This window comes from Bacillus sp. EKM206B (assembly GCF_011066015.1).
GTDB lineage: Bacteria > Bacillota > Bacilli > Bacillales > Bacillaceae > Bacillus > Bacillus velezensis.
Genome location: NZ_JAAMNL010000001.1, coordinates 186,816 through 202,459, shown reverse-complemented (window position 1 = coordinate 202,459; position 15,644 = coordinate 186,816). Strand labels below are relative to the sequence as shown.

Annotated in this window: 16 protein-coding genes and 1 pseudogene; 7 read left to right on the top strand and 10 right to left on the bottom strand. The window is 47.1% G+C overall.

The genetic code is table 11. From position 1 onward, the window contains the following. Window positions 1–43: 43 nt before the first annotated feature. From efeB to cidR, 5 genes and pseudogenes are all read right to left on the bottom strand, one after another. Entirely contained in the window at window positions 44–1,300 is a 1,257-nt protein-coding gene (efeB, locus tag G9F50_RS00940; RefSeq protein ID WP_060562379.1) for an iron uptake transporter deferrochelatase/peroxidase subunit, read from the bottom strand. An 18-nt stretch (window positions 1,301–1,318) separates the two neighbouring features. Continuing rightward, a pseudogene (locus tag G9F50_RS00935) lies at window positions 1,319–1,542 on the bottom strand (Efem/EfeO family lipoprotein); the annotation flags it as partial. Between the two features lie 169 nt (window positions 1,543–1,711). After that, the gene (thiE, locus tag G9F50_RS00930; protein WP_060562377.1) at window positions 1,712–2,386 is read right to left on the bottom strand and encodes a thiamine phosphate synthase; all 675 of its coding nucleotides are present in this window, start codon (window positions 2,384–2,386) and stop codon (window positions 1,712–1,714) included. Further along, window positions 2,383–3,201, bottom strand: a complete 819-nt coding sequence (gene thiM / locus G9F50_RS00925; RefSeq protein ID WP_003150909.1) for a hydroxyethylthiazole kinase — start codon at window positions 3,199–3,201, stop codon at window positions 2,383–2,385. The genes thiE and thiM overlap by 4 nt, the downstream gene beginning before the upstream one ends. Before the next feature lie 2 nt (window positions 3,202–3,203). Further along, complete coding sequence (gene cidR / locus G9F50_RS00920) at window positions 3,204–4,112, bottom strand: cidABC operon transcriptional activator CidR (RefSeq protein WP_003150908.1); 909 nt, start codon at window positions 4,110–4,112, stop codon at window positions 3,204–3,206. A gap of 106 nt (window positions 4,113–4,218) precedes the next feature. On the opposite strand from cidR, the gene G9F50_RS00915 reads away from it, so the two are divergent. The 5 genes from G9F50_RS00915 (at window position 4,219) to G9F50_RS00895 (ending at window position 7,396) form a co-directional block, all read left to right on the top strand. Next, on the top strand, window positions 4,219–4,605 hold the full coding sequence (locus G9F50_RS00915) for a CidA/LrgA family holin-like protein (protein WP_007407725.1): 387 nt from the start codon (window positions 4,219–4,221) through the stop codon (window positions 4,603–4,605). Continuing rightward, on the top strand, window positions 4,587–5,267 hold the full coding sequence (locus G9F50_RS00910) for a CidB/LrgB family autolysis modulator (RefSeq protein WP_012118753.1): 681 nt from the start codon (window positions 4,587–4,589) through the stop codon (window positions 5,265–5,267). Before G9F50_RS00915 ends, G9F50_RS00910 begins: the two co-directional genes overlap by 19 nt. Window positions 5,268–5,395: 128 nt before the next feature. Further along, on the top strand, window positions 5,396–5,590 hold the full coding sequence (locus G9F50_RS00905; protein WP_003150901.1) for a YwbE family protein: 195 nt from the start codon (window positions 5,396–5,398) through the stop codon (window positions 5,588–5,590). Window positions 5,591–5,745: 155 nt separating this feature from the next. Continuing rightward, window positions 5,746–6,507: a MerR family transcriptional regulator gene (locus G9F50_RS00900; protein ID WP_060562576.1), complete on the top strand. Its 762-nt coding sequence runs from the start codon at window positions 5,746–5,748 to the stop codon at window positions 6,505–6,507. Next, entirely contained in the window at window positions 6,494–7,396 is a 903-nt protein-coding gene (locus G9F50_RS00895; RefSeq protein ID WP_101536294.1) for a DUF2268 domain-containing putative Zn-dependent protease, read from the top strand. Before G9F50_RS00900 ends, G9F50_RS00895 begins: the two co-directional genes overlap by 14 nt. A gap of 82 nt (window positions 7,397–7,478) precedes the next feature. Here the strand turns inward: G9F50_RS00895 and G9F50_RS00890 are convergent, their stop codons facing one another. Further along, window positions 7,479–8,666 carry a class I SAM-dependent rRNA methyltransferase gene (locus tag G9F50_RS00890; RefSeq protein ID WP_060562376.1) on the bottom strand — a complete coding sequence of 396 codons (1,188 nt, stop codon included), beginning with the start codon at window positions 8,664–8,666 and terminating at the stop codon, window positions 7,479–7,481. A 94-nt stretch (window positions 8,667–8,760) separates the two neighbouring features. On the opposite strand from G9F50_RS00890, the gene G9F50_RS00885 reads away from it, so the two are divergent. Further along, window positions 8,761–9,144: a glyoxalase GlxA gene (locus tag G9F50_RS00885; protein ID WP_003150894.1), complete on the top strand. Its 384-nt coding sequence runs from the start codon at window positions 8,761–8,763 to the stop codon at window positions 9,142–9,144. 26 nt (window positions 9,145–9,170) lie between these two features. On the opposite strand, the gene celB is transcribed toward G9F50_RS00885, so the two are convergent. Beyond that, window positions 9,171–10,505 (bottom strand): PTS cellobiose transporter subunit IIC, encoded by a 1,335-nt coding sequence (celB, locus tag G9F50_RS00880; RefSeq protein WP_007407728.1) that lies wholly within the window; start codon window positions 10,503–10,505, stop codon window positions 9,171–9,173. A 161-nt stretch (window positions 10,506–10,666) separates the two neighbouring features. Here celB and G9F50_RS00875 point away from each other — a divergent pair, with 161 nt between their 5' ends. Beyond that, a complete protein-coding gene (locus tag G9F50_RS00875) occupies window positions 10,667–12,412 on the top strand; it encodes a S8 family peptidase (protein WP_060562575.1) in 1,746 nt (581 codons plus the stop codon). Between the two features lie 55 nt (window positions 12,413–12,467). Here G9F50_RS00875 and G9F50_RS00870 read toward each other — a convergent pair whose 3' ends face one another. The 3 genes from G9F50_RS00870 to G9F50_RS00860 form a co-directional block, all read right to left on the bottom strand. After that, entirely contained in the window at window positions 12,468–13,328 is an 861-nt protein-coding gene (locus G9F50_RS00870) for a glycosyltransferase family 8 protein (protein ID WP_041482227.1), read from the bottom strand. Between the two features lie 259 nt (window positions 13,329–13,587). Continuing rightward, window positions 13,588–14,220 carry a GTP pyrophosphokinase YwaC gene (gene ywaC, locus G9F50_RS00865; RefSeq protein WP_060562374.1) on the bottom strand — a complete coding sequence of 211 codons (633 nt, stop codon included), beginning with the start codon at window positions 14,218–14,220 and terminating at the stop codon, window positions 13,588–13,590. A gap of 131 nt (window positions 14,221–14,351) precedes the next feature. Then, window positions 14,352–15,287 (bottom strand): 1,4-dihydroxy-2-naphthoate polyprenyltransferase, encoded by a 936-nt coding sequence (locus G9F50_RS00860; protein WP_003150884.1) that lies wholly within the window; start codon window positions 15,285–15,287, stop codon window positions 14,352–14,354. Between the last annotated feature and the right edge of the window lie 357 nt (window positions 15,288–15,644).

Below are 15,644 nucleotides of genomic sequence, written 5' to 3'. Positions count from 1 at the left end.
AGTTACAAGTGTTTTTTTAAAAACACCCTCCATATGGAAGGTGTCACGATTCCAGCAGCCTTTGGGCGATATATTCTCCTTTTTTACAGCCGCCGGGACAGGCGAATAAGGAAGAGCCGATCGTTTGTGTGTATTCATTCAGCGCATCCTTTGCCGCCAAAGCCTTCAGCATCGGGACAAATTGGCGGTCCGGGTCTTTTTGAAAGCAGATAAACAGCAGGCCTGCGTCAACATAGCCCGTCTTTGGATCAATCCCGTCCGTATAGGAAAATGCCCGGCGCAGAATCTGTCTGCCGGTTGATTTTGCCACGCTGACATGCGAGTCGGCGGGAATTTGATTCAGCTTCACGGGATCGGTTTCCTTTTTTTGTCCGAAAGGCGCGCCCGAGCTTTTCACCCGCCCGAACGTGTCCTCTTGTTCCTTCAAGGATGAACGGTCCCATATATCTAAAAACATCTTAATTTTCCTAAACGCCATGTACGTGCCGCCCGTCATCCAGTCCGGCTCTCCTGATTGAACCCAAACGATCGAATTCATCAGGTTTTCATCCTTCGTGCTTTGGTTGCCGGTGCCGTCTTTGAATCCGAAGAGGTTGCGCGGTGTTTCCCCGTTTTTCCCGCCGCTTAAGAAACCTTTATTGAGAAAACGGACTTCGCACACGCCTGCTGCCTGTTTCATCAGGTTGCGCACCGCGTGAAACGCCGTTTGTTCATTATCCGCGCAGACTTGTATGACGATATCACCGCCGCCTTGTTTCTTATCGAGCTTGTCGTTAGGCATCGGCGGAATATCGGCGAGGTGCTTCGGTTTTTTATCTTTCAGTCCGAAGCGGTCCTTCCCGTCTTTCTCGAAAAACCCGGGGCCGAAGCCGAAGGTAACGGTCAAATTCGCCGGGGCCAGATCCTGCGACTCCCCGGTATCCTGCGGAGGCATATATTTATTTTTCTGTTCGCCCGACGGGACGGCGCCTGAAGTCAGCAGCTGCGTCAGGCTTGTCCATTGTTTGAAAAGGGAGATGACATCGGCTTTGTCGCTTGACATGACATCAAGCGCCGCAAAATACACATACGTCTGATGCGCCGTTGTGATTCCTGCTTGGTGCTTCCCGTAAAAAGGAACGATTTGATCACGATCACGTTTTTCATCATTCTTCTTTGAAGCGGTGGCCGCCGGTTTGAAGAGCTGGGCGAGTCCTCCGAGGCCGCTCGCTCCGACAGCGACGGCGGCGCCCGCGACGGCGCCCCACTTCAGGACATCCCGTCTGTGGATCTGTTTTTCCTTGTTATGTTCATCGCTCATGCTGCGTCTTAACTCCTTTTAAAGCACATCGGCAATCTTCGACATGGTTTCAGAAAGAGCCGTCAGCTTCGTGCTTATCTCTCTGATTTGATCTGTACTTAATGTATCACAAGACATATACGATTGATCGCACGTTTTGTATTTCGACATCAAAACTTCAAATCCGCTGAATTCCGCATCAAGTTTTTCCGTGATCTCGAAATGATCTCTCCCTGCGAGCTTTTCACTGTTTCGTAGAGGGCTTTTAAGCATTCGGCGCCGGCGGTGATTGGTTCAGGCATCACTTTGAGCGAAGCGATAGAGCGTCAAACGCTTCGGTCGATATTGCAAGCTGATTGCCCTGTTCTTGACATACGGCTTATATTCTCCAAGTCCGTCACTGCCTTTTTGCGCCACAGAAAAAGGGCCGCCCTATCGGGACAGCCCTGCTTTGGAGCGCCGAATTTCCTCTGAAAACTTCCGCGCCGCCGCTTTTGGATCTTCGGCTTGGCTGATGGCGCTGATCATGCTGACGCCGTCTGCACCCGCTTCAATGACGGGCGCCGCGTTTTCAGCCGTAATGCCGCCGATTCCTACAACCGGAATGGTGATGCCTTGACGCCGCACCTCTTCAATCAATGTAACGCCCTGCACAGCTTCAGCATCTTTTTTTGTTTCGGTCGGATAGACCGGGCCCATTCCGACGTAATCGGCTCCGGCGGCTTCCGCCCGCTTCACCTCGGAGACGTTATGTGCTGACACACCGAGAATCATATCGCCGATTGCCGCTCTCGTTTTTTCGGCGTCTGCGTCATCCTGTCCGATATGCACTCCGTCCGCCTCAAGGCGCAAGGCCAATTCGACATCATCATTAATGATGAAAGGAATCCCGGCCTGCCTGCAGACATCCTGCACCTGCTTCGCGAACAGGACACGTTCATCCCCTGTTAAAGAACCGCTCCCCTTTTCCCGAAATTGAAAAAGCGTAGCGCCGCCCTCAATGGCTTTTTTCACCACGGAAACGGGGTCTGCGCTTGTATTGTTTGATCCCATAATAAAATAAACCGATAACATATCCTTCATCATTTCCCGAGAAATACGCGTCATTTTTCTGTCACCCTTTCAATTGCGGCAAGCTCGGCCGCTTCTTGTTCTGAGATGCTTGCCAGCTTGTTTAAAAGCTCAATCTGGAAGCTGCCCGGCCCCTTATGGGAGGTGTCCAAAGCGGCAAGCTGAGCAGCGCTTCCGTATACAGAAACGGCTGAAACGGCCGCTTGCAGAACGTCCTGCCCCGCTGCGCAGAAGGCTCCGATTACAGACGTCAGCAGGCATCCCGCCCCCGTCACCTTCGTCAGCAGTTTATCACCGTTATGTACGGCGTATGTGTCGGTGCCGTCGGAGATGACGTCGGTTTTTCCGGTAATCGCAATGACCGTCTTCAGCCCGCTTGCAGCCGTCTTAGCGAGCTGAACCACATCTCCTCCGGCTTCCCCCGCATCCACGCCTTTTATCTTCCAATCAGGGGCGCCGGCAATATTGGCGATTTCCGCGGCATTTCCGCGAATGACGGACAAGCGGACCTCCTGTATGATCTTGCGGGCTGATGCCGTCCGAAACGGCGTGGCGCCGGCGCCTACCGGATCAAAAATGACCGGAACGCCGTTTTCATTGGCCGATTTTCCGGCTGCGATCATAGCTTCAACCGACGCCGAACTGAGGGTGCCTATATTCAGGACGAGCGCTCCTGCGATTTTCGCCATGTCGGCTGCCTCCTCAATTGCATAAGCCATAACGGGCGATGCGCCGAGCGCGAGCAGTCCGTTAGCGGTGAAGTTCGTGACGACATTATTGGTGATACTGTGAACGAGCGGGTTTTGATCCCGCACTTTACTCAAGTGTTGAGCTGCGGTTTGTGCGTCCATGCTTAATCATCCTTTTTTCTCTTTTTCGGATTCCATAAATACGATTTCGTATGCTCCAGCCAGGCTCTGGCGGCAAAGGACATATAGCGGTCTTTCCGCCAAATGATGGCTAAATGCCACGGAATGACCGGATGAACGAGCGGAATGGTTCTGACTTTGTCAGGATCAAGACCGCGGCAGATTCTTTCCGGCAAGAGGCCGATACCGAGATTGGCGGATACCATTTCGCTGATAAAGTCCCACTGTGACGTTTCATAAATGACGTGCGGCCTGAATCCGGCTTTCACGCATTCCGTCATAATTCGATTATGAAGGACAAAATCCTCCCTGAAAAATATGAACGGCTCTTCTTTCAATTCGTGAAGACTGCATTCTTTCTCGTCAGCGAGCCGATGTGACGGATGGACGACGAGCATAAGGGTTTCCTTGACGATTGTGAACGTATGAAAAATCTCTTCATTTGCGGGAAGCACGACGACCCCGATATCAAGCGAGCCGTCCTCCACCCCTTGCTGCACTTTAATAGAGCCGTCCTCAACAAGCTGAAACGTCACATCGGGATATGTGACGCGGAAGTCACCGAGCACTCTCGGGAAAAAGCCGGACCCGATCATCGGCGGAAGACCGATGCGGACGTGCCCTTTCTTCACTTCCATAATATCATTCAGCTCTGACGTCAGGTTTTGGAATGACTTTGTGATTTCCTGCGCCTGCACATACATGCTCTGCCCGGCGTCAGTCAGTTCAACTTGCCGGCCATTGCGGTAAAACAGCTTAATGCCGAGCTCCGTCTCCAGGTTTTTAATCATTTTTGAGATTGTCGGCTGTGAAACATACAGCGACTGTGAAGCCTTCGTAAAGCTTTTCAAACGGGCCACTTCCAAAAAATACGTTAAGTGCCGGATATCCATTACATTTCATCCTTTCTATAGACAAAAGGAATACACATTATTCTTTATATGTATTTTACCTATAGCAAAACCTTCTGTACAATATAAATATAAGGGAGGCATCATTATGAAAAAATTGCTGCTTACCGTTATTCAAATCGCTCTGCTGTTTATATTTGCGCGTCTGATCAATTGGGTCACGGCGGCTCTTCATATAAATATTCCCGGCAGTATAATCGGGATTGTGATTCTTTTCACATTATTGCATTTCAAGATTATCAAACTTGAATGGATTGAGCTTGGCGCAGCATGGCTCCTCGGTGAGCTGCTGCTGTTTTTCATCCCGTCTGCCGTCGGAGTGATTGAATACGGAGATATTATGTCTAAATTCGGCGTAAGCATTTTACTTGTCGTCGTCATCAGCACATTTGTCGTGATGGTTTCAACAGGTACGCTTACACAGCTGATAGCAAAAAGAAAGGAGAAAAAACAAACGTGTTCATCGGAATCATAAGTTTATTCTTAACTGTCTTAGTATATTTGGGCGCGAAAAAACTCTACATTCGTTTTCCGCGGGTGTATACGTCGCCGCTTCTGATTACGCCCGCTGTTTTGGTCGTACTGCTGCTTCTTGTCAATGTCCCGTATCAGACATACAATCTCGGCGGCGGACTGCTGACCGATATGCTTCAGCCGGCAACTGTGGCGTTCGCTATCCCGCTTTATAAATATTTCCCGATTTTAAAGAAATACGCCGTGGAAATTATTTTGAACGTAGCGGTCGGTTCATGTATCGCCATTCTGTCAACGGCCTTTATCGCGAAATGGTTCCATCTCGGCAGCAGCTTAGTCGACAGTCTCGTGCCGCGATCCGTGACGACGCCGATTGCCATGAACGTTTCAGAAATGATCGGCGGGATGCCGGCCGTTACAGCGGTTTTCGTCATTTTAACGGCTTTATTGGGAACGATCATCGGGCCGATGGTCATCCGCTATTTCCGCATTGATAACGAAATTGCCCGGGGCGTGCTGCTCGGAACTAGCGCGCACGGAGCGGGAACATCTAAAGCATTTGAGCTCAGCTCCGTATCAGGAACGATCTCAAGCGTGTCCATGATTCTCGCCGCAATTATGACGCTGTGCGCGGCCCCGATTTTGCTTTCGTTTATGTCATAAAAGACTGCTCCTTACAGAGCGGTCTTTTTTTATTTGCCACGCAGATTGATTTGTCTGTCCTTCATAAAATGACGAAAACACGATATGATAAGATATGAAGTGAAAAGACTGAAGAACGGATGTGTCATATGAACGGCCAGCAGCGAAGCAGCATCAGAAAAGGACTTGAAGTCGATATCGTCCTGAAAGCCGATCAGCGTTCAGGAAAGCTGACAAGAGGAATCGTGAAGGATATTTTGACGAACTCAAGCTTCCACCCGCGCGGCATTAAGGTCCGCCTTGAAGACGGACGAATCGGCCGGGTGCAGCACATTATTGAATAGAAAAAGGCCGGAGCTTCACGCCCGGCTTTTTTTCTTTAATTTCAGCAATGAAATCCTCATATGTTCTTTCTTTATATACAAAAAATCTTTAACCAACTATTGACTCTTACGTTGCGTAATACTTTAGAGTAGCCATTAAGGAGGCGGCAAACGTGATGGGTATGAAAGTAAAAGAAGTAGCTGAACTGATTGGAGTAAGCATACGTACTCTCCATCATTACGATCAAATCGGATTATTGACTCCTCAGGAAACGACCGATTCCGGTTATCGGCTTTATTCTGAAGAGAATCTTGAACAGCTGCAGCAGATACTATTTTTCAAGGAGCTCGATTTCTCCTTAAAAGAGATTAAAGAAATCATTAATAGTCCTTCATTTAACCGAAGGGAGGCATTAATTTTACAAAAGAAAATGTTGATTGAGAAACGGAATAGAGTCGATAAAATGATTGAAACCATCGATAAATCCATCAAACATTTGATGGGAGAGATTTGCATGACGAACAAAGAGCGGTTTGAGGGAATGAACTTCAATCATAATCTTTATGAACAAGAAGCTCGCAAACGGTGGGGTGATCAACCTGTCGATAAGGTAAATATTAGATTGAAAAGTATGACTGATGGTGAGCAAAAAGATTTATCTGATAAGTGGACTGCAATGTTCAATAAATTTGCACTCCTTATTAACCAATCTCCCAAGTCCCCAAGCGTACAAACAGCTATCAAAGAGTGGTTTGATTTTCTCAATGAAAATTTTGGTGAATATTCTTTTGATGCCTTTTACGGATTAGGTCAACTCTATATTGAAGATAAACGCTTCACTAAGAACATCGATCAGTATGGTGAAGGGTTGGCGAAGCTCATGAGCGATGCCATTACAATTTATATAGATCATCAAAAAAAGGGTGGTACCCATTAAAATCATTATCGAGGATACAATTGGGCAATACGAAACGTTATTTTCAATGATTGAAAATAGAGAAGATTATTATCGGTATTCAATGATGAAACCTTTTGAAGATATGTGGAAAAAGATGAATGTTCCCTTAAAGGCAAAGCAACCTAACGGATATGATGTAATCATGGCTGCAAATATGCTGGGCTATCTGAGCATATTTGATACGGAAACCGGAAGAAAAGCATTAGAGAATCTAAAAGAAATTCAAGCTCTTCAAATTGCATATGGCACTTTAACTCATTGTGTAGAATTTATCAAACAAAACCGCTTAAAAATAAATGCTGATGAAATAAGGTTTGGGATGTATTTGGCCAATCAAAAAAAGCTTGAGTTACATAGAGGGTATTGTGGATTCGGAGGAATTCCGGGATTTATTCAAGTTTCAATATTCCCCAATTCATATAACATACCTAGACTGCCTGCTGTAATCGCACATGAATTTCATCATAATATTCGTTTTTCGTATTTCAATTGGGATTATGGGAACGTAACGGTTGGTGATTACTTAATTATAGAGGGGTTGGCAGAATCGTTTGCCAAAGAACTTTACGGAGAAGCTCTGTTAGGTCCTTGGGTTACTTCTTTTGAAAAAGAAGACTTAGAATACTCAAAAGAAATCATCAAAGACTCGTTAAATATGAAAGGATTTGCTGAGGTCAGCAGTTACATGTTTGGTGACACCTTTGCAGCCGAACAAGGTTATCAGCCTGTCGGCTTATCACCGTTTGCAGGTTATGCGGTTGGCTACCAAGCGGTGCAATCCTTCATGAAAGCCAACAATGTGGGGATTAGTGAGGCCACTTTACTTAGCACAGATGAGATACTAAGTAATAGCGGGTTGTTTCTTTAAGATATGAAGATTATTTTATCCCGTATTAACGCGATGAAAGAGGGTTTTCTTTTCCCCTCTTTCATCGCTATAAATGGTCATTCTATTTTTTCCGCAAGAAAACAACCTTCAAATAGTTCCCTTCTTTAAACGCGGGAATCGTTTTGAAATCTTCCGGAAGCGTGTATTCTTCCAAAATGTCGTAACGCTCATTTGTTTCTTTAAAGGCGGTCTCTATAAAGCCTTTAAACTTCTTCATATTGAAGGCGCTGCTGTTTGTCGAAGCGACGATGATGCCGTTTTTTGCAGTGATGGCGATCGTTTCCTTCAGCAAGTTTTTATAATCTTTCGCCGCGCTGAACGTCCGTTTTTTTGTGCGGGCGAAAGAAGGCGGATCAAGGATGATGAGGTCAAACTCCAGCCCTTTTTTCTCCGCATAGCCGAAGTATTTGAAAACATCCATGACTTTAATGTCATGCGCCTCATAATCAATTCCGTTGGCGCTGAACTGTTCAATCGTTTTTGCGAGACTGCGGTTGGCGACATCGACGCTGGTCGTTTTCTCAGCTCCGCCAAGCGCCGCCGCAACGGAAAATGCCCCCGTATAAGAGAACGTATTCAGCACCCGTCTGCCGTTTGCATACTTGTCCCGAATCGCTTTGCGTACACGACGCTGGTCTAAGAAAATGCCCGTCATCGCCCCGTCGTTTAAATCCACCGCGTACCGTATAGCGTTTTCTTGAACAATGACCGAAAAATCTCCTCTTTCGCCTTTGACAAAATCGTCGTCTTCCACGTATTGCCCGGCCGTATCGAATCGTTTCTTTTCGTAGATCGCTTTATAAGAAAGCTCCAGTCCGTCAATCGCCTCAATCATGCTGTCCTTATAAGCGTAAATGCCTTTACTGTACCATTGAATCAGCAGATAACCGTCATAAAAGTCAATCGTGACGCCGCCGATGCCGTCGCCCTCACCGTTGAAAAGCCGGAACGCCGTCGTGTCGGGCGCCTTAAACAGATGAGCTCTCGCTTCAGCCGCTTTTTTCAGCTTGTCCAGAAAGAAACGTCCGTCGATCCGTTCATCTCTCGCGCGGGACAGCACCCAGCCGACTCCTTTATTCTGCAAACCGTAATAGCCTTTTCCGATAAACTCACCCTTCTCGGATGTCACATCAAAAAGATCGCCCTCTGTTAAATGAGCCGAGCTTCCGGACAGAGCGTCTTTTTCAATCAGGGGGAATCCTTTTTTCAGCTTTCCGGCAAATGTATCTTTCACTGTAAGTAGCTTCATTGTGCATTCCTCTTTCGTTTTGCTTTCTCTTATCGTACCATAAAACATGATCAACACCGCATTGTCCCGAAAAATTCAAAACAGGGGGAAAACCATGACAGCCAAAAGAATCGACCATACAGGCATTATGGTCAAAGATATTGAAACATCCATCGCCTTTTATCAAGACGTTCTCGGTATGCAGTTAAAGGATCGTATCACTCATACGAACGGCATTATTGAACTTGCCTTTCTCGGCTTTCAGGAAGGGCCGGAGACAGAAATTGAGCTGATCCAGGGCTACAGCAGCGAGCTTCCCGCAGAAGGAAAAGTCCATCATGTCGCTTTATTAACTGAAGATATCGCGGCGGAGTTCACGCATGCGAAGCGTCAGGGCGCCGTATTTATCGATGAAGAAATCACGACGCTTCCGAACGGGTACCGCTACTTTTACATTGAAGGACCTGACGGCGAATGGATCGAATTTTTCCAGCGTTAAAAAAACGGGCGAAAGCGCCCGTTTTTTTATGTTTCTTCAGTGACGTTTTGTTCCGCCGCCCGTTCCTCTCTCCATTTTTGAAGATCCCAAATTCGGAAAAACGGATAATAGATGATAAATGTAATCAGGAGATTGATCAGCTGCATGACCGAACCGGAGATTTTCCCGCCCGTCGCCAAATAACCGGAAATCAGCGGCGGCATCGTCCACGGCACGGCGATTCCCGCCGGTTTTGCCACCATCCCCGTGCTCATCCCGATATACGTCGCCGTAATGGTCAAGAGCGGCGCAATGATAAAGGGCACGATTAACAGCGGATTCATGACGAGCGGCATCCCGAAAATAATCGGTTCGTTAATGTTAAAAATCGCGGGCCCGATGCCGAGACGGCCGAGCTGTTTCATCTGTTTGCTTCTGGAGCGCACAAGCATGGTCAGCACAAGGGCAAGCGTCGCTCCGCTTCCGCCGACATTAATCCATATTTGAAAGAACTGTGTCGTAAAAATGCTCGGCAACGCTTCTCCCGCCTGAAAAGCCAAACGGTTGGCATCCATCGCCCCGTACCAGATCGGCGACATGACGCCGCCGATAATGGACGCGCCGTGTATGCCGCACGACCAAAGCAGCATTTGCACGAATTCGGCGATAAGACTTCCGCCGAGACTCCCGCCCAAAATAGACAGCGGGGTGCCCAGCAGATCGCCTACCACATTGTGGAGGCTTTTAAAAGGAGTTATTTCAATAAACAGACGGGCCAGCCATACAAGCGTAATAATAATGAAACCGGGGATGAGCGCAACAAACGATTTGCTGACCGCAGGCGGCACTCCGTCAGGCATTTTAATGACGATATTTCTTTGTATGATAAACCGGTACACTTCCGTAGACAGCATTGCAATGATCATCGCGACAAACAGACCTTTGCTTCCGAGCAGCGAAATCGGAATGCCGCCTCCCACCATAATCTCTGTTGCCGAGCCGTCAGGAATAAACGGAATCTGATACGGCGTCGCCAATAAAAAGGCGGCAAGGGCAATGGCTCCCGACGACAGGGCATCCACCTCATAGCTTTCCGCAAGCCGGTAGGCAATCCCAAAGGCGGCGACAAGCGCCATAATGTCAAAGGACGCATTCACGGGATACCCGAGCTTTTCAACCCAATTTTCACCGAAAAGACCAGCCATAAAATCGGCATAACCGGGAATCGGAAGACTCGTCAGAATCAGAAAAACCGATCCGATGATGATAAGCGGCATAGTCAAAATAATGCCGTCCCGCAAAGCTCTTAAGTGCCTTTGGCCGGCGACTTTTCCGGCGACAGGCATGATTTTTTCTTCCATGACCCGATTGAACGTACTCATTTATCAAAAACCCCCTTTTTGAGTTCATTGCGCAGATGTCTTAAAGCATTTTCTCCATCATATTTTGGAAACGCTTACATTTGCATACAGAAATTTTCCTTATCCCTCAGGAAAAAAAGAATTCCGCACTGCCGATATATAAAGAAAAAGGGGGAATTGCAATGTATCACACCCTGAAACCGATAATGGCCGCGGCCTTGTGCGCCGGCCTGTTCTCCGCCGCGGCGCCCGCGCACGCCGAGACGCACGACCGGGACGTTATCGTGGTGTATAAAAATCAAAACGGCAAGGAATCCGCCATAGACAGCGGAGCGGATGTGGAACAGACCTATCAGCATCTCCCGGCAGTCGCCGTGTCAGCCGATTCACAAACGGTGAAAGACCTGAAACAGGACCCTGACATCTTATATGTAGAAGACAATGTATCCTTTCAGGCAGCAGGCGGTTCTGATATCCGCCCGTTATCAGCGGCCCAAAGCAGCAGTTACGCGCTGCCGCAATGGGATATAGAACCGACTCAGGTCAAGCAGGCGTGGAAAGAAGGCTTGACGGGAAAAAAGGTGAAAGTGGCTGTCATTGACAGCGGCATTTACCCTCATGATGACCTTTCCATTGCCGGAGGCTATTCCGCAGTCAGCTATACTTCTTCATACAAAGATGACAACGGACACGGGACGCATGTCGCCGGAATCATTGCGGCCAAACATGACGGATACGGCATTGACGGCATCGCGCCGGATGTCCGGTTATATGCGGTTAAGGCATTAGACAGAAAGGGTGCAGGGGATCTTAAAAGCCTTCTTAAAGCGATCGACTGGTCGATCGCCAATAAAATGGACATCATCAATATGAGCCTCGGAACTAACGCAGACAGCAAAATTCTTCACGACGCCGTAGACAAAGCATACAAAAAAGGAATCGTGATCGTAGCCGCCGCAGGAAACGACGGCAACAAAAAACCCGTCAATTATCCGGGTGCCTACAGCAGCGTAACGGCAGTCTCAGCGTCAACTGAAAAAAACGGGCTCGCGGCTTTTTCCACGACCGGAAAACAAATTGAGTTTGCCGCACCCGGCACCAATATTACGAGCACGTATCTGAATCAAATGTACGCCACGGCTGACGGCACATCTCAAGCCGCGCCCCACGTCACCGGCATGTTCGCGCTGCTCAGGCAGAAATATCCCGAGGAAACAAATACACAGCTCCGGCAGCAGATGCAGCAAAACGTCAAAGATCTGGGCGCTCCCGGACGTGACAGCCGATTCGGGTACGGCCTGGTGCAATATCATGTAAAGCAAAAGAGCTATGCCGAACGGGCCGTAATAAAAGCGGAAAAGACGAAAAAACAGGCAGATATCAATCAAGCAAAAACGGCCGTCAGCAAGCTGTCCAAGTCAAAGGGAAAAACCGCTCTCGAGTCCCGGATCAATAAAGTTCAGACGGCAAGAAATGTGACGGACGCAAGAGACAAAGTCCGGACTGCCGAAAAACAAAAGAAAAAAACCGCCGTCAATGCCGCACAAAGCGCCATTCGCAAATTACCGGCCGGTTCAGAAAAAAAAGGGCTGCAAAAGCGGCTGAACGCTGTCAACTCAAGCCTTTTGAAAACAGCTGAGGCCAGCGTCAAGCAGGCGGAAAAAAAGACCTCTGAGGCCAGCACCGTAAAAGCCCAAAAAGCAGTCAGCGAAATCCAGCCGGGAAAAGAAAAAAACGCTCTGGAAAAACGGCTTGACCGGATAAAAGATAAACTCAACCGGCAGCAGGCTAGAGACAAAGTAAAAACGGCTGAAAAAACCAAGACGAAAAAAGCAAAATCAGCGGCGCAAACGGCAGTCAGCCGATTGAAGCCGTCTGCCGAAAAGACCAGCCTGCAAAAACGAGTGCGTGCGATTCGGGTGAAATAGCAAAAAAACGCTTATGAGCCGGATAACGGCTTCACAAGCGTTTCATCACACCTGCCTATTGGTTCATGGCCGGGCGGTCGATCGTGTTCCATTTCGTATAGGACATATATCGGAAATAATGATCACGATACGGGTGCGAGGTGCCTGTATTCCAAGGCTTGTCACTGCCGCAGAAATGGACGATGGCCGGTTCGGCACGTGTTTCTCTGTAACGTATACGGTCGATCAGTTCAGGAGGCGTTTTCTCATTCATGATAATATGCGTCTGCGCGTTCCAGCGCGGATGCAGTTCATGCCATTGATCATATAAGATCGCGTTAAGCGCGTCCTGATCATGAAACACGAGAAAATCCTCCGAGCTGTTTTCGTTAATAAAATCAATCACCTTTTCGGAAATATTTTGTTTTCTCCAAGGTTCGAAATCTATAATCATAATACCGGAATTAAAGTACTTGGCAGTGTCGCTGATATTCATTTTTTTCAGCCTTTCATGCTGTCCGGCGTCTTCTACCGCCGCAACTATTGCCGGGGAAATATCCAAGTCCCATAAAACCGAAATATCTTCCATCACAATTGCATCGCAATCGATGTAAATCATCCGCTTTACGGACTCATCCTTAATTAAATCAGGGATGGAAATGCGGTAATAAGCCGCTTTTGTAATGTGGCTGCTTTCGACTGCATGCTTGTATTGATCAGCGTCTACTTCTAAAAATTCAAGCGGCGTCCCGAATGACATCGCGGTCTGTTCAAGCTTGTCCTTGTTTTCGGCAGTAATTCCGCCGTCGATTACATATAATTTCGCATCCCTTGTTTTATCCATATTCATCAATAAAGAAGCGAACATCCCACCCAAATGACGAGCATAATGATCATCGGCACATGATACGATATGCATTGTTTCATTCTTTCCCACTGATATTCATCTCCCTTTTTGTTGTACAAATGTCTTTCCCTTTTTTTAAAAAGTAAACCTCGATCTTACACATTTTTTCTGCGGGAATGTGCTGTTTGCGATTTGATATCTTTTGCATTCCCTGTTCAAATTCAATCAGGATTTCAGCCTGAATCATCGTCAGAATATATCGCGAAGGAAAGCGAAAACACGTAAACATAAAAACAACCAGCCGGACTGCACATAAAAGCGGTCCGGCTGGTTGTGATGGGTCAATCGTTTAATCGACTTCTTTCTTAATCCCAAGCATCTTTTCGTCTAAATAATGGGCGATGTCCGCTGCTTCCTTCAGCTCGTCGGTCAGATGCTTTGGGACTTCGTTATTTAATTTGTAATAAATTTTATGTTCAAGACTCGCCCAAAAATCCATGGCGATGGTGCGGATTTGAATTTCCGCCTTCACATATTCCACACGATTCGTCAAATAAACGGGAATTTCAATAATCAAATGCAGGCTGCGGTAGCCGTTCGGCTTCGGTTGTTTGATATAATCCTTCACCTTTATGATCTTCAGGTCCTTATGCTGCTTCAAAACCTCAGCGACATTATAAATATCGGAAATAAAGGAACAGATAATCCTGACACCCGCAATATCATGAATATGCTCTTTCATTTCCTGCGTCGTCACATCACAGCCTTTGCGCATCAGTTTATTGACGATACTCTCAAAACTTTTCACGCGTGATTTTGTATGCTCGATCGGGTTATGCCCGTGAATCAGATTATATTCCTGGCTGATGATAGAAAACTTCGTATCCAGCTCATCTAAAGCGAATTTATAAACTAATAATTCATTTTTCCAATCTTCCATGACCGTTTTCAAATCATCCATATGGGCTGTTGACAAGTCCATTTTTTTCATCTCCTTGCTTTGCTGTCCGTATATAAGACGGGTCAGTCCTCAGTCAGGTTCTTTACAAAATCGTGAAGATTATGTCATAAAAAAAAGCAAATGCCGGTTATGGCATTTGCCCTTTCATTTGATCAGCGGAAATAACTGATCAGGAGTCCGATGGAAAGCAGGAATCCGAAAAATGTATTGGTTTGCGCCGTTGATTTCATCGCAATAATCATGTTCATCGGCATTTCGTTTTTCACAAAGCCTTTCACGGCCTGAACGGGTTTCGGCACGCTCAGGAAGACCAGGAACAGCCACGGGCTTGTATAACCCATGATGACAAGACCGACGATCCAGATGTAAGCGATGGCAAAAGATGCGGCCAGTATCATGACGGCCCCTCTATGCCCCATCAAAATGGCCAGGGTTTTACGTCCGCCCTTTTTATCTTCCTCAATATCACGTATATTGTTGGACAGATTAATGGCTCCGACCAAGATGGCGATCGGGATGGAAATCAAAATGCTCTGTTCATTAATTCTGCCTGTCTGAATGAAGAAAGAAATAAGGACAAATACAGAGCCCATGCAAATGCCGGAGAACAGTTCCCCGAACGGTGTATACGCAATCGGCAGCGGGCCGCCCGTATACAGATAGCCGATCAGCATGCCGGCAAGGCCGATAGCCGCAAGCCACCAGCTGCTGCTCATGCAGATATAAACACCGAGCACGAGGGCAATCGCATAAGAGCCAAGCGCCAGCTGCAGAATTGTTTTCGGCTTCATGCCGTGGCGGACGATCGCTCCGCCGATACCGACGGAATCCTCCGTATCTAAACCGCGTTTAAAATCGTAATATTCATTGAATAAGTTCGTGGCGATCTGAATCCAAAGACAGGAAAACAGCATGGCCAAAAACAGCAGGAAATCAACCTTTACGTAAAACATCGCCAATACGGTGCCGAGAAGTACGGGCACAAACGATGCCGTCAATGTATGAGGGCGGGTTAGCTGCCACAAAATGCGGCCCATGCTTTCTTTCTCGGGCGTCTTTTGGCTGCCCCCCATATTGTTTTGATTCATTTTCCTCTTCCTTTCTATTAAAAGGCTTTCACAGTCAGCCGATAACAGTAGTGTTGAATTGGGGTTTTCACGTTTTCTGCTACCTTATCTATCATAATAATTTCTTCCTCATTTCACAAGATGCGGCGCTTTATCGGCTATCCTGCCGGAAACGGCTTTTCGCCCTTCTCCATTGGGGTTCGGCACAAGCCTGCTTAAGAAAAAGCCGCCAAAATTTTTTTACCTCGTTTATATTTACGATAAGTTAAAAATCCCGCCTGAACAGCGCCTTTTTAGTATGATCATTTGCCAATTTATACATGCGTGTTTTCCATCCTTTTGTTTCTCATTCATTTTTAAGGAAATTTTAAGCTTAGG